This is a genomic window from Vibrio sp. 10N.222.49.C9 (assembly GCF_041474985.1).
GTDB classification, from domain to species: Bacteria; Pseudomonadota; Gammaproteobacteria; order Enterobacterales; family Vibrionaceae; genus Vibrio; species Vibrio crassostreae_C.
On record NZ_JBFRVD010000007.1, the window covers coordinates 38,617 to 52,414 of the forward strand.

The 13,798-nt window shown below is 45.9% G+C and carries 11 protein-coding genes; 8 read left to right on the top strand and 3 right to left on the bottom strand.

All coding sequences use genetic code 11. From position 1 onward, the window contains the following. The first annotated feature begins 209 nt into the window (after positions 1–209). On the top strand, positions 210–986 hold the full coding sequence (gene yaaA, locus AB4585_RS01885; RefSeq protein ID WP_017059322.1) for a peroxide stress protein YaaA: 777 nt from the start codon (positions 210–212) through the stop codon (positions 984–986). Positions 987–1,119: 133 nt separating this feature from the next. On the opposite strand, the gene srmB is transcribed toward yaaA, so the two are convergent. Both srmB and AB4585_RS01895 read right to left on the bottom strand, forming a co-directional pair. Beyond that, positions 1,120–2,385, bottom strand: a complete 1,266-nt coding sequence (gene srmB, locus AB4585_RS01890; protein WP_017059323.1) for an ATP-dependent RNA helicase SrmB — start codon at positions 2,383–2,385, stop codon at positions 1,120–1,122. A 107-nt stretch (positions 2,386–2,492) separates the two neighbouring features. Beyond that, positions 2,493–3,221, bottom strand: a complete 729-nt coding sequence (locus AB4585_RS01895; protein WP_372155297.1) for a tRNA1(Val) (adenine(37)-N6)-methyltransferase — start codon at positions 3,219–3,221, stop codon at positions 2,493–2,495. A 314-nt stretch (positions 3,222–3,535) separates the two neighbouring features. Between AB4585_RS01895 and brnQ the strand changes: the two genes are divergently transcribed. Continuing rightward, positions 3,536–4,849 carry a branched-chain amino acid transport system II carrier protein gene (gene brnQ, locus AB4585_RS01900; RefSeq protein WP_372155295.1) on the top strand — a complete coding sequence of 438 codons (1,314 nt, stop codon included), beginning with the start codon at positions 3,536–3,538 and terminating at the stop codon, positions 4,847–4,849. Positions 4,850–4,995: 146 nt separating this feature from the next. On the opposite strand, the gene fldB is transcribed toward brnQ, so the two are convergent. Continuing rightward, the gene (gene fldB, locus AB4585_RS01905; RefSeq protein ID WP_017062875.1) at positions 4,996–5,517 is read right to left on the bottom strand and encodes a flavodoxin FldB; all 522 of its coding nucleotides are present in this window, start codon (positions 5,515–5,517) and stop codon (positions 4,996–4,998) included. Positions 5,518–5,667: 150 nt separating this feature from the next. On the opposite strand from fldB, the gene xerD reads away from it, so the two are divergent. The 6 genes from xerD to vpsR all read left to right on the top strand — a co-directional run bounded on the left by xerD (position 5,668) and on the right by vpsR (position 13,776). Next, positions 5,668–6,582, top strand: coding sequence for a site-specific tyrosine recombinase XerD (xerD, locus tag AB4585_RS01910; protein WP_017059327.1), 915 nt, complete (start codon positions 5,668–5,670; stop codon positions 6,580–6,582). Between the two features lie 26 nt (positions 6,583–6,608). After that, positions 6,609–7,388 carry a thioredoxin fold domain-containing protein gene (locus tag AB4585_RS01915; RefSeq protein ID WP_017062874.1) on the top strand — a complete coding sequence of 260 codons (780 nt, stop codon included), beginning with the start codon at positions 6,609–6,611 and terminating at the stop codon, positions 7,386–7,388. Positions 7,389–7,468: 80 nt separating this feature from the next. Then, the gene (gene recJ, locus AB4585_RS01920; RefSeq protein WP_017059329.1) at positions 7,469–9,205 is read left to right on the top strand and encodes a single-stranded-DNA-specific exonuclease RecJ; all 1,737 of its coding nucleotides are present in this window, start codon (positions 7,469–7,471) and stop codon (positions 9,203–9,205) included. Between the two features lie 235 nt (positions 9,206–9,440). Then, positions 9,441–10,539 (top strand): peptide chain release factor 2 gene (prfB, locus tag AB4585_RS01925; RefSeq protein WP_100208942.1). Its coding sequence is split into 2 segments (ribosomal slippage): positions 9,441–9,515 and positions 9,517–10,539, totalling 1,098 coding nucleotides; the frame shifts between segments, so codons are not numbered across the junction. Positions 10,540–10,637: 98 nt separating this feature from the next. Further along, entirely contained in the window at positions 10,638–12,170 is a 1,533-nt protein-coding gene (lysS, locus tag AB4585_RS01930; RefSeq protein WP_372155291.1) for a lysine--tRNA ligase, read from the top strand. Between the two features lie 271 nt (positions 12,171–12,441). Then, positions 12,442–13,776: a cyclic-di-GMP-binding transcriptional regulator VpsR gene (gene vpsR / locus AB4585_RS01935; protein ID WP_136973917.1), complete on the top strand. Its 1,335-nt coding sequence runs from the start codon at positions 12,442–12,444 to the stop codon at positions 13,774–13,776. Positions 13,777–13,798: the final 22 nt, after the last annotated feature.

Here is a 13,798-nt window from a genome sequence, read left to right on the forward strand (position 1 = left end):
CGGCTCATCCTAAAGTGATTAGAAAGGCTAAGGTTTCGACCTTAGCCTTTTTGTTTGCCTGTCATTTGTCTCATTCTGTCTATCGAAGCTCATTCTCCCTATCGAAGCTCATTCTCCCTATCAAAGTAATAGGAAGAGTCATAAAGACAAGTTGATGTTTTTTCTATACTCTAGCAGCATCCAGTTAGATAACCGATTAGGGTAAAGTTATGTTAGTTGTCGTTTCTCCAGCCAAAACACTTGATTACGAATCACCATTAGCGACGGAACGCTTTAGTCAGCCTGAGTTTGTTGAACACTCTGCTGAGCTGATTGAAGAGTGCCGCAAACTGACGCCAGTAGATATTTCTGCACTGATGAAAGTCAGCGATAAAATCGCAGGGTTGAACGTAGCGCGCTTTGAGCAGTGGAGCGAGACCTTTACCCAAGACAACGCACGCCAAGCAATCCTAGCCTTTAAAGGCGATGTATACACTGGCCTAGACGCTGAAACGCTATCGGATGAAGATTTTGACTACGCACAAGACCACCTGCGCATGCTTTCTGGGTTATATGGCTTGCTTAAGCCATTAGATTTGATGCAGCCATACCGCCTAGAGATGGGTACACGCTTAGCCAATGCTCGTGGTACTAACTTGTACCAGTTCTGGGGCAACATCATCACAGACAAGCTCAATGAAGCGTTGAATGCTCAAGGCGACAATGTGTTGATCAATCTAGCGTCGAACGAATACTTTAAAGCCGTGAAGCCGAAGAACTTGGATGGCCAAGTGATTACCCCTGTATTCAAAGACTGCAAGAACGGTCAGTACAAGGTGATCAGTTTCTACGCGAAGAAAGCGCGTGGCATGATGGCTCGCTACATCATCGAGAACAAGATCGACTCGGTTGAGGCGCTGACCCAGTTTGATACGGCGGGCTACTACTTCGTTGAAGAAGAGTCGAACGCGAAAGAGCTTGTCTTTAAGCGCGAAGAGCAAAACTAGTAGTCCTTGGCTAACGAGTAGCTCTCGGTTTTAGCCTGTAGTTAATATTAGAGACCGAGACAGGCCAGATAGAGAAAAGCCCCATGCAGCGAACTGCATGGGGCTTTTTTATTGAATCGTTGAAGCTGGTAGATTACTTCTTCTTTGCTGCTTTCTTTTTCTTCGCGATTTTTTTCTTCTTCGCGATTTTTTGTTTCTCTACCGCTTTCTTATCTTCTTTCTTCGGCTTCTTCTTCTTAGTCACGGCCGCTTTCTTATGCGTAGGGCGCATGCCTTCAATAAAGCGTTCTTTGATTGGTTCGTCTGTGTAACGAGCCACACGCTCAATCATTAGTTGATCGTGCGCTTCAATGATAGAAACCGCGTTACCTTTTTTACCAGCACGAGCAGTACGGCCAATACGGTGTAGGTATACGTCAGCAGTACGTGGCATGTCGTAGTTGATTACGTGGCTTACGTCTGGAAGGTCGATACCACGAGCAGCAACGTCAGTCGCTAGCAGTACGTTTACAGAGCCGTCACGGAAACGAGCAATCGCGTTGTTACGACGATCTTGAGGCATTTCACCTTGGATCCACGCACATGGAATTTGCGCGCTTTCAAGTTGAGCTCGTAGATCACCTAGACGATCACGCGTCTTCAAGAATACGATGCTGCGCTCAGCTTGCTCTGTGATGACGTGCTTTAGGATGTTCAGCTTGTGCTCTGCTGTGTCTGCACGGTGGTACCACTGAGTGATCTTCTTACGCTCACGAAGTGATGATTTCGCATCGATCTCCGCTGGGTTTTTCAGTAGATCTTCAGTGAAGCCTTCAATGCCTTTACCTTCTAGCGTTGCTGAGAACAGTAAAGTTTGTTTACGCCAGCGACACTCTGCAGACAGACGGTCAACAACAGGACCAAAGCCCATGTCTAGCATGCGGTCGGCTTCATCTAGAACCAGCCATTCAATCGCACGACAGTCAAAACGCTCGCCTTCAATGTATTCCATCAAACGGCCAGGTGTTGCTACTACGATATCTTGAGTGGTACTTAAGATATCTGCGTGCTCTTGGTACATCACACCGCCCGTGATCGTGAAGATATTTAGGCTGGTGTATTTAGCAAGCTCACGTGCTTGTTCGGTGATCTGCATTGCTAGCTCACGCGTTGGCGTCAGGATAAGCATACGTGCAGGGCCAGATTTCTTACGTGGGAAATCCAGTAGGTATTGCAGTGCTGGCAATACAAATGATGCTGTTTTACCAGTACCTGTTGGCGCAGAAGCCAAAACGTCTCTTCCATCTAACGCTTGTGGGATTGCTTCAGCTTGTATCTGTGTTGGACGTTCGTAGCCCATTTCGTCAATTGCTTTAAGCAGCTCTTGGTTTAGATCGAGTTCTGCAAAGGTTCTGATCACTGTTGTTTCTCCACAAGCAATAAATGTTTCTGCCTCAAAAAGCAGACGATAAAAAAGAGTAGTCGGACATTATAGAAGCATTAGTGATTAGGATCACATGGTATTTGCTACATCTTGAGATAAAAATCTTTAGTGAGCGCAATAAATGCTTCGCTATAACCACCTTGATGGTGAATTGTAAGCGATTCGCGCTGCAAATCTTGCTCGCAAGCAGGATCTTTAGATAACTCGAATAAAATTCGGCTAGCTGGCTTTTTATCTGTTGTTTTTACATCAAGGCGTTTTGCTAGATACCAACCACATTGCTCGGCAAGCTTGATAAAACCTTCCCCCTCAGGCGTCGGTAGGATGAAACTGGCAGTCGCGGCGTCGGTTGTTATCTCGAAACAACGCTGGGCAAGCGCTAAATGATCCAAGCTGTCGGTGTGCCTGGCGGTGGCTCTTTGGCTTTGCTGCGCCTGTTCTCCAGAGTTGAAGTAGGGCGGGTTACAGATGATCGCATCAAACCTTTGTGGAAAGTCGGCTGTTAACACGCTGCCGTGATCAAGGGAGATACGATTTTGCCAAGGCGACTGCTCAATATTGATAGTGGCAGCATCAATAGCGTGTTGATCAATATCTATCGCAGAGATTGAAGCATCTTCAAAACGCTGCGCAGCCATCAAAGCCAGCAGACCTGTCCCGGTTCCAATATCGAGTACACATGATCTTTGTGGCAGGCTTACCCACGCGCCAAGTAATACGCCATCGGTACTGACTGGCATACCGCTTTTCCCGCCGTAAATTGAGAATTGCTTAAAATTGAAGCTTTTAGTTTGCACTGTTTTGTCTTTCATTAATGTTCTGAGTATCGAGATATTTTAAGTGATTAGCTCTAATGTTAACCGCTTGTATGAATCAATGTTCTGCTTGGAAAAATATTGTTGTGCATTATGGTTAGTTTATAATTGTGGCTATTTTTCTATAGCTAGTGGAATCCACTGCTTTTTGTTCTCATATGCAAATTTATATGGTGTTTTTGTGTGGTGACTTGCAGCTAGCCAGTTGTTTCGTCATTATGCGCGACTATTTTATAGATTGATTGGCAGCTTTGAGCTGTAACATTCATGTAAGCACAACATAAATTCATAAATATAATTAAGGATTATCTGTGAAACAGAGTCTAAAACTAACAGATATAATGGCATTGGGCTTTATGCTTTTTGCGTTTTTCTTGGGTGCGGGTAACATCATCTTCCCACCTCTAGCTGGCCAATTAGCCGGTGATCACTTCCTTCCAGCGATGTCTGGTTTTCTGCTGACTGCCGTTGGTCTGCCGTTAATCACTATCGTCGCGGTCGCAGTGGCTGGTGGCTCTTGGGGTCACTTAACTAAAGATCTTCCTAAGAAAGCAGCAACCATCATGGCTGTACTGATCTTTATCATTATCGGTCCTGCATTTGCTGCACCGCGTACTGGCCTTGTTGCCTATGAGATGGCGGTGAAACCGTTCTTCATCGATGCCTCTCAAGCTCACCTAACTCTCTTTTCGATTGCATTTTTTGCAGTAGCGATGTTCTTCTCATGGTCGCAAGGTAAGCTTATTGACGTCATTGGTAAGGTGCTAACACCTGCACTGTTCGTTGGTTTGGTTGTGCTGGCGATTGCTGTATTCGTTAACCCTCAAGGCGATATTCTTGCGGCTCACGGTGAGTACATCACTCAACCACTAACCAAAGGTTTCCTTGAAGGCTACAACACCATGGATACTTTTGCTTCTTTGATGTTTGGTATGCTGATTGTTGATGCGATTCGTAGCAAGGGCATTACTGACCGTGCAGCGACGACTAAGTACCTAATTAGCGCGGGTTGTATTGCCGCAGCGGGTCTGGCGTTTGTTTACATCTCTCTATTTTTCCTAGGCGCAACAAGTGCAACAGTCGCAGCTGGTGCAGACAATGGCGGTGCTATTTTAAGCCTATACGTTCAATCGTTGTTTGGTCCTTCTGGTCAGCTAGTGCTTTCTGTGATCGTACTATTAGCATGTCTAACTACGGCGATTGGCCTTGTGTCAGCATGTTCTGATTACTTCAGCTCGCTAACGCCTCTGTCTTACAAGACTTGGGTAATCATCAATGGTGTAGCTTGTGCAACCGTTGCGAACGTTGGTCTTTCTCAACTGATTTCTCTGTCTGTTCCAGTACTGTTTGCACTGTACCCAGTCGCTATCGCGTTGGTTGCTCTGACATTCTTACGTAGCCGTTTCCCTAATCCAAAAGCGGCTTACCGCGTAGTGGTATTAGTGTCACTGCTGTTTGCTCTTATTGATGGCGCTAAAGTAGCGGGTGTAGACGTGTCTGCACTTGAGATGCTGCCACTGTTTGAGATCGGTATGGGTTGGTTGCTTCCAACAACGGCTGCAATCATCTGTATGTTCTTTGTTGGCAAGTCAACAGAACAAGAGATGGCTGAAGAGACTGTTTAATCTTCCGTTGAGATTAGATTGTCCTTCGAGATGAAATAGAAAAGGCCTCATTACTTCGCAGTAATGAGGCCTTTTTGTATTCTGTGGTCTTTTTATATCCAGCTAGTTACTTGGTTAGCTACTTAGCCGGGAGTACTTCTGTTTGGTTATAGCTTTTCGCTGTACTCAACCAGTACTTGCTCAACCCAGCTTGCGATACGGTCGTCGCTTAGCTCGTATTGTGAATCTTCATCAAGCGCCAAACCAACGAATTGAGATTTGTCTTCGGTTAACGCTTTAGACGCTTCGAACTCGTAGCTGTCATCGTTTGGCCAGAAGCCAACAAACTCTGCACCCGCGGTTTTCAGTTCATCATGCAATAGACCCATCGCATCTAGGAACCATTCGCCGTAGCCTTCTTGGTCACCCAAACCAAACAGAGCCACAACCTTGCCTTTCATAGGCGTGGTTGCGATGTCTTCCCACAGTTCATTCCAATCTTCTTGGATTTCACCGAAGTCCCAAGTCGAGATGCCCAGCAATAAAAGGTCGTAGTCCGCCATCAATGAAAGAGGGCTTTCTTTCACGTTATGGATATCAACTAGGTCTTCACCAATAATGCCGCGAATTTTCTCTGCTGCCATTTCTGTGTAGCAGGTGGTTGAGCCGTAAAATAATCCAATTTTCATAGCAAACGTTCGATTTTAATTTCAGATGGCGAATTCTAACCATAAATCGACTTCGATTGCAGCGATTATCCGCTCAAGTCGTAATTTTTATGGCATTCATATTTGCTCTGGCATACTCTCAAAACAGTTTCCAATATTGTGAGTAACACTATGCAGTCGCCTCAAGGGCAGAGCGCAGACCACGGTCTCGTTGAGCAGTTTTTAGATGCTATGTGGATGGAGCGAGGATTATCGGAGAATACGCTTGTCTCGTACCGTACCGATTTGTCCAAGTTATTAGCGTGGATGGAAAAGAACAATTACCGCCTCGACTTCATTAGCCTTTCAGGTTTACAGGATTATCAAGGCTGGTTAGCCGACGCCGATTTTAAGCAGACCTCTCGTGCCCGTATGTTGTCGGCGATTCGTCGCTTGTTCCAATATTTGCACCGCGAGAAAATCAGAGGCGATGATCCAAGTGCCTTGTTGATCAGCCCGAAGCTGCCGCAACGCTTGCCGAAAGATTTGAGCGAAGAGCAGGTTGATGCTTTGCTCGATGCGCCAGATCCGAACGATCCGATTGAGCTTCGCGATAAGGCGATGCTTGAGTTACTCTATGCAACCGGTTTGCGTGTGACAGAACTGGTTAGCTTGACGATGGAAAACATCAGCCTAAGACAGGGCGTGGTGCGTGTTATTGGTAAGGGTGGCAAAGAGCGCTTAGTACCAATGGGCGAAAATGCGGTGGATTGGATAGAGACTTTTATTGAACAAGGTCGTCCACATCTACTTGGCGAAAACAGTTCTGATGTGGTTTTTCCGAGTAAACGCGCCAAGCAAATGACCCGTCAGACGTTCTGGTATCGTATTAAGCACTACTCGGTCGTCGCTGGGATCGATACAGAGCTGTTGTCACCACACGTATTGAGACACGCTTTTGCGACGCATTTACTGAACTATGGCGCAGATCTCAGGGTCGTACAGATGTTACTTGGGCATAGTGACTTATCGACAACCCAAATTTATACTCACGTGGCGACTGAAAGGCTGAAGCAAATTCACGCGCAGCATCACCCACGTGCTTAAATCCATTTATTTTTAAGGTGAACTTAATGAGCGTATTACGCCGTCTTCCTCTACTAGCGCTTCCTCTTATGATTACTGCATGTAATGCATCAGAAGCGAAAGTAGAAACAACATCAACAGCCGTAGAAGCTGCTCCAGCTCAAGCTATTGATACAGCTGCGTTAACTAAGCGTTTTGAAAAAATCGGTATTAAGGTCGATAAGATTGTGCCTTCGGATATCGATGGTCTTTTAGAAGTTCAAACCAACAGCGGCATTATCTTTTCTTCTCCAGAGGGCGATCACTTTCTAGCCGGCACTCTTTACTCTTTGGATGAAAACGGAAAGTTCAGTGATGTTTTGGCTGAGCGTCAAGCTCCGCTGAATGCTGAAAAAGTGGCAGCGATGTCGGATACGGTTATTGAATACAAAGCCGATAACGAAAAGTATGTTGTGACGGTATTTACTGACATTACGTGCGGCTACTGTGTTCGTCTGCACAGCCAAATGCAAGGCTACAACGATTTGGGTATCACCGTTCGTTACATGGCTTACCCACGCCAAGGTGCGACAGGGCAAGTTGCCGATCAAATGGCAGCAATCTGGGCGTCAGATGATCCAAAAACAGCGATGCATGACGCTAAAGTAAACCGTCAAATGCCAGCGTCTGGTAAAGACCTAGCAGAGCAAAAGCAGATCATTGCTAAACAATACCAACTGGGTCGTGAGCTTGGCATCAATGGCACACCGGCTATCGTGCTAGCAAGTGGTGAGTTGGTGAGTGGTTACTTACCGCCAGCACAACTTCTTCAACGTTTAGAGCAATAATCTCGTTTTCTGTATTGCCAATTTATCCCCCATGTTTTTGATTTAAGGAGTGGCCTGATTGATAGCGGGCCCATTTTTATATGATAGAGATCCAACGCCGTCCTGAGGTCGACATTTCAGTCTTACCTGCTCACTTACCTGACTTGTTAAAGCGCATTTATGTGAGTCGTGGAATCGACAGTGCCGACCAACTAGAGACAGCAGCGAAAGGCTTGCACTCTTATCAAAAACTGGGCGGCATTGATGCTGCGGTTGAGCTGTTGTTCAAAGCTATTCAGCAGCAAAAACGCATCATCATTGTTGGTGACTTTGATGCCGATGGCGCGACCAGCTCGGCGCTGTCTGTTTTAGCGTTACGTATGCTCGGCAGCTCTAACGTCGACTATCTGGTACCAAACCGTTTTGAAGATGGTTATGGCTTGAGCCCTGAGGTTGTTGAACAGGCAATCGAGCTTGGTGCTGAAGTGATCATGACGGTCGACAACGGTGTATCTTCAATTGAAGGTGTTCGCTTTGCTAAAGAGAAAGGGCTAGAGGTTCTGGTTACCGATCATCACTTGCCGGGCAATGAACTGCCAATGGTCGATGCTATGGTTAACCCAAACCTTGAAAGTTGTGCTTTTCCTTCGAAAGCCCTAGCGGGAGTTGGTGTCGCTTTTTACCTGATGATGGCATTGTGTGTTCACATGCGTAAATTGGGTTGGTTTGCAGAGCGCGGCATGACAGAACCTAAGTTGATGGAACTGATTGACCTTGTGGCGCTGGGTACGGTTGCCGACGTGGTTCCACTCGATGAAAACAACCGAATTTTAGTTCATCAAGGTTTGCAACGTATTCGTGCGGGTAAAGCTCGTCCGGGCATTCAAGCCTTGATCGAAATTGCTAAGCGAGACGCTAAGCGTTTGGTGGCGTCTGACTTTGGCTTTGCTCTTGGTCCTCGTATCAATGCAGCTGGTCGATTAGACGACATGTCTTTTGGTGTTGAGCTGCTAATGAGTAACAACATCCATGCGGCTCGTCGAATGGCGAGTGAGTTAGATGGCTTGAACCAAACACGTAAAGAGATCGAAGAGGGTATGAAGCAAGAAGCGATGGCTTTTTGTGAGCGCCTTGAATTTGGTAAAGACGACCTACCTTCTGGCTTGGCACTATTCCAACGTGATTGGCACCAAGGTGTGATTGGTATTTTGGCTTCGCGTATCAAAGACAAATACCACCGCCCAGTGATTGCGTTTGCAGATGGCGGCGAAGGCAGTATCAAAGGTTCATGTCGTTCAATTCCGGGTCTGCACATGCGTGATGCATTGGACCGAATTGATACTCAAAACCCTGGCTTGATTCTTAAATTTGGTGGCCACGCAATGGCGGCTGGTTTAACCATCATGGAAAAGGACTTTGAACGCTTCAGCAAGCTGTTCAATGATGTGGTGAAGAATGAACTTGGAGAAACAGCACTGAAGGGCATTATCTTGTCTGATGGTGAGCTGTTACCAGAAGAGTTCTCGATGCACACCGCTGAAACGCTGCGTTCAGGTGGCCCGTGGGGACAAGCTTTCCCTGAGCCAATCTTCGATGGTGAATTTAAAGTACTGCATCAAAAGTTGGTGGGTGAAAAACATCTTAAGTTGATGTTGGAGCCGCTCTACAAAGGTCACCCGACCAATGTGATGATTGATGGTATCGCCTTTAATGTGGACCTACGCCGCTGGCCTGATGCTTCGGTGAAAACTGTGCACCTTGCATTTAAGCTCGATATTAACGAGTTTCGTGGCAACCAATCTTTGCAGCTGATGATTGATCATATCGAAGCCAAATAGTGATTTTGGGCTCAATAATGCTCATCATATAGTGCCAAATTCAACAAGCTCTGTTCAAAAACAGGGCTTGTTTTCCTTCCTGTCCTTACAAAATTTACGTGTTTTTTATGCCTGTCAATTTTATATCCCATTAAGTTGTTGAATCTTGGTTCACCACTCTAAAAAATTCTGTATCTCCGTCACACTTTTGAGTACAATTCTTCGGTTAAATTCTACTCATAAATGATGAGCTAAAATGTTTGAAATCAATCCTATAAAAAACCGTCTGCAGGATGTGTCTGAGCGCACAAATATCCTGAGGGGGTATCTTTGACTATGACGCTAAGAAAGAGCGTCTAGAAGAAGTAAACGCAGAATTAGAACAACCGGATGTATGGAACGAACCTGAGCGTGCTCAAGCGCTAGGTAAAGAACGTTCTGCATTGGAAGCGGTAGTAGAAACGATCGACCAACTTGACCAAGGTGTTGAGGATGTTGATGGCCTATTAGAGCTTGCGGTTGAAGAAGAAGATCAAGAAACGTTCGATGAAATTGAACCAGAACTGGCCGAGCTTGAAGCTAAGCTAGAGAAGCTGGAATTCCGTCGTATGTTCTCTGGTGATCACGATGCATCAGATTGCTACATCGATTTACAGTCAGGTTCGGGCGGTACAGAAGCTCAAGACTGGACTTCAATGATGTTGCGCATGTACTTACGTTGGGCAGATTCGAAAGGCTTCAAGACTGAAGTTATCGAAGTGTCGGATGGTGATGTTGCTGGCCTTAAAGGCGCAACGGTACGTATTTCTGGTGAGTATGCTTACGGTTGGTTACGCACAGAGACTGGTGTTCACCGTCTAGTTCGTAAGTCACCATTTGATTCAAGTGGTCGTCGTCATACTTCGTTTGCATCTGCGTTTATCTATCCTGAGATTGATGACAACATTACGATCGACATTAATCCTTCTGACCTACGTATTGACGTATACCGTGCCTCTGGCGCTGGTGGTCAGCACGTAAACACCACGGAATCAGCGGTACGTATTACTCACGTTCCGACTAACACTGTGGTTCAGTGTCAGAATGACCGTTCGCAGCATAAGAACAAAGATCAAGCGATGAAGCAGCTACGTGCTAAGCTTTTTGAACTTGAGATTCAAAAACAAAATGCTGAAAAACAAGCGAGCGAAGAGACGAAATCAGACATCGGTTGGGGCAGTCAAATCCGCTCTTACGTGCTGGATGATTCTCGTATCAAAGATTTACGCACCGGCATCGAAAACCGTAATACTCAAGCGGTTCTTGACGGTGACTTAGACAAGTTTATTGAAGCTAGCCTGAAATCAGGTCTGTAAGCTTTATCAACTATTAAGCTTTACCAATAATATTGGTAAAAATGCCTATATTTGCAAAAATATAGCGGTCCAAATTTTAAAAGCAGGGTACATCTCTAATGACTGATGCTGTTCAAAACGAAAACGCACAAGAAGCTTCTTCACCTGAAGAGAACAAACTAATCGCTGAGCGCCGCAGCAAGCTGGATCACATCCGCCAAAACTGCAAAGCTAACGGTCACCCAAATGACTTCCGTCGTGAGCACCTAGCTGGCGATCTTCAAGCGGAATTCGGTGAGAAGACTAAGGAAGAGCTAGAAGAGCTTAACCACATCGTTGCGATCGCTGGTCGTGTTATGGCGAAGCGTGGTCCATTCCTTGCGATTCAAGAAACTTCTGGTCGTATCCAAGCATACGCAGCGAAAGACGTACAAAAAGTACTGAAAGAGAAGTACCAAGGCCTAGATATCGGTGACATCATCGGTGTTAAAGGTGCGCTTCATAAATCGGGTAAAGGCGATCTTTACGTGAACATGGAAGAGTTTGAATTGCTGACTAAAGCACTTCGTCCTCTACCAGAGAAGTTCCACGGTCTCACTGACCAAGAGATGCGTTACCGTCAGCGTTACGTTGACCTAATCGTGAACGAAGACTCTCGCAATGCATTCATCGTGCGTTCTAAGCTTGTATCTTCAATCCGTAACTTCATGAGCGCGAAAGGCTACCTAGAAGTTGAAACGCCAATGATGCACGTGATCCCGGGTGGCGCAACTGCACGTCCATTCATCACTCACCACAATGCACTAGACATCGACATGTACCTACGTGTTGCACCAGAGCTTTACCTTAAGCGTCTAGTGGTGGGTGGTTTTGACCGTGTATTCGAGATCAACCGTAACTTCCGTAACGAAGGTCTATCTCCACGTCACAACCCAGAATTCACTATGATGGAATTCTACCAAGCGTACTCTGACTACAAAGACCTTATGGATCTGACAGAAGAGATGCTAAGCACGGCAGCAATGGACGTTCTTGGTTCTACTTCTATGCCTTACGGTGACGAAACGGTTGAGTTCGGTGGTACTTACGCTCGCATGAGCATGTTCGATGCAATCAAAAACTACAACCCTGAGCACGCTGAGATTCAAGCGCTAACAGAAGCAGATCTACAAGACCGTGAGAAGATGGTTGCTATCGCAAAATCTGTACACGTAGACGTAGAAACGTTCTGGACATGTGGTCAGCTTCTAGAAGAGATCTTTGGTGAAACGGCTGAGCCTCAGCTAATTCAACCAACGTTCATCACTGGCTACCCAGCGGACATTTCTCCTCTAGCACGTCGTAGCGATGACAACCCATTCTTCACAGACCGTTTTGAGTTCTTCATCGGTGGCCGTGAAGTAGCGAACGGTTTCTCTGAGCTTAACGATGCACAAGACCAAGACGAGCGTTTCAAAGCGCAAGTTAACGCGAAAGACGCGGGTGATGACGAAGCGATGTACTACGATGCAGACTACATTACTGCACTAGAGCACGGCCTACCGCCAACAGCGGGTCAAGGTATCGGTATCGACCGTCTAGCGATGCTATTTACAAACACGCACACAATCCGTGACGTGATCTTGTTCCCGGCAATGCGTCCACAGGCGTAATTCTCGCTTATAGGGCGTAACAGCCTATGTAATTAAAAAGCCACCTTCGGGTGGCTTTTTCTGTTTTGGGGCTTCAAAACCTAGTCTGTACCGCACTCTTGATTCGAAAAATCGTTATTTCTGACATAGTCTTACTATTGAGACATAAAATCTAAGATAGTCTCACTACTATACGTCTCTGCGCTGAATACGCTCTCGCGGCATTTTGTCGAACGATGAAGCAGTGACTCGTATTAGTCTGATTTAAATAAAAATAGAATAAGGAAGAAGGATGGGAACTCAATTTAAGATGGATTCCTTACCAGGTTCTCTTATCGTCGTTGGTGGTGCGTACGAACCCTGGTTATCAGTGTTAGAACAAGTGGGTTGGCAGTGTACCCAGTGTGCAGATTTACGAAAAGCCGATGCCTTGATTGCTGATATTGGCCCATGTATTGGTATTGTCGATCTTAGTCATGATGAGTTCAGTCTTAACGGTATTGCTAACCTTGTGAGCAATAACAAGCAGGTGAGATGGCTCGCCTTTATCCGTGAATCTCAATTAAGCTCTGATACGATCTGCCAGTTTATCGTCAACTTCTGTATCGACTTTTTCACGGCACCAATCCCAGATGCTCAATTGCTGAGTACCATTGGTCACCAACTGGGTATGCTTAAGCTTGAGCAGAAGGTATGGCCAAACTACGGCATCAATAACAACATGGGACTGCTAGGCGATTCTGTGGCCGTGAAGCGCTTGAGAGACCAAGTAAAGCGTATTGGGCCGACTGATGTCAGTATCTTGATTTATGGCGAGAGTGGGGCTGGTAAAGAGACGATTGCACGCTCGATTCATCAAAATTCGTCGCGAGCACAGAAACCATTTTTAACGGTTAACTGTCGTGCCTTGTCTGAAATGAGAATAGAGGCCGAGGTGTTTGGCATATCAGCACAGTCAGCGACTGCGCCTTGTATGTTGGAAGAAGCCGATGGCGGAACCATCTTGCTTAATGATGTTTTAGCGATGCCACGCAATCAACAACTGAACCTGTTGCGCTTTCTACAAGAAGGTAAGATTGAAACTGCGAATGGACCTAAATCTGTCGATGTGCGTATTCTGGCCGCGAACTCCTCTGATATCGAGAAGGCGTTGATCGAGGGCGACTTCAATGAAGAGCTTTATCACTATATCAATGTTCTGCGTATTCATGTTCCAAGCTTAAAAGAACGTGTGAGCGATATTTCTGTGTTAGCGAATCATTTCTTACGTGAGTACTCGAAAGAGTTTAATGCTCAGGCTAAGAGTTTCTCAGAGGATGCTATTCGTTCAATGAATCGCTACCACTGGCCAGGCAACGTTCGTGAGCTGATGAATCAGATAAAGCGTGTTGTTCTGATGTCGGATGCCGTGATCATAGAAGATCACCAACTTGATTTACCAAAACAGAATGATGAACGTCGCAGTTTGAAAAGCATTCGTGAGCGTTCAGAGCGCGATGCATTGTTGATTGTATTGGAATCTTACGGTGGACAGGTCTCGTTGGCTGCTAAGGAGCTCGGAGTATCACGAGCAACGATGTACCGTTTATTGAATAAACACAGCCTTATTTCTGAGGGCGTTATTTAGAATTCTTTGCTAAGTGATTCAA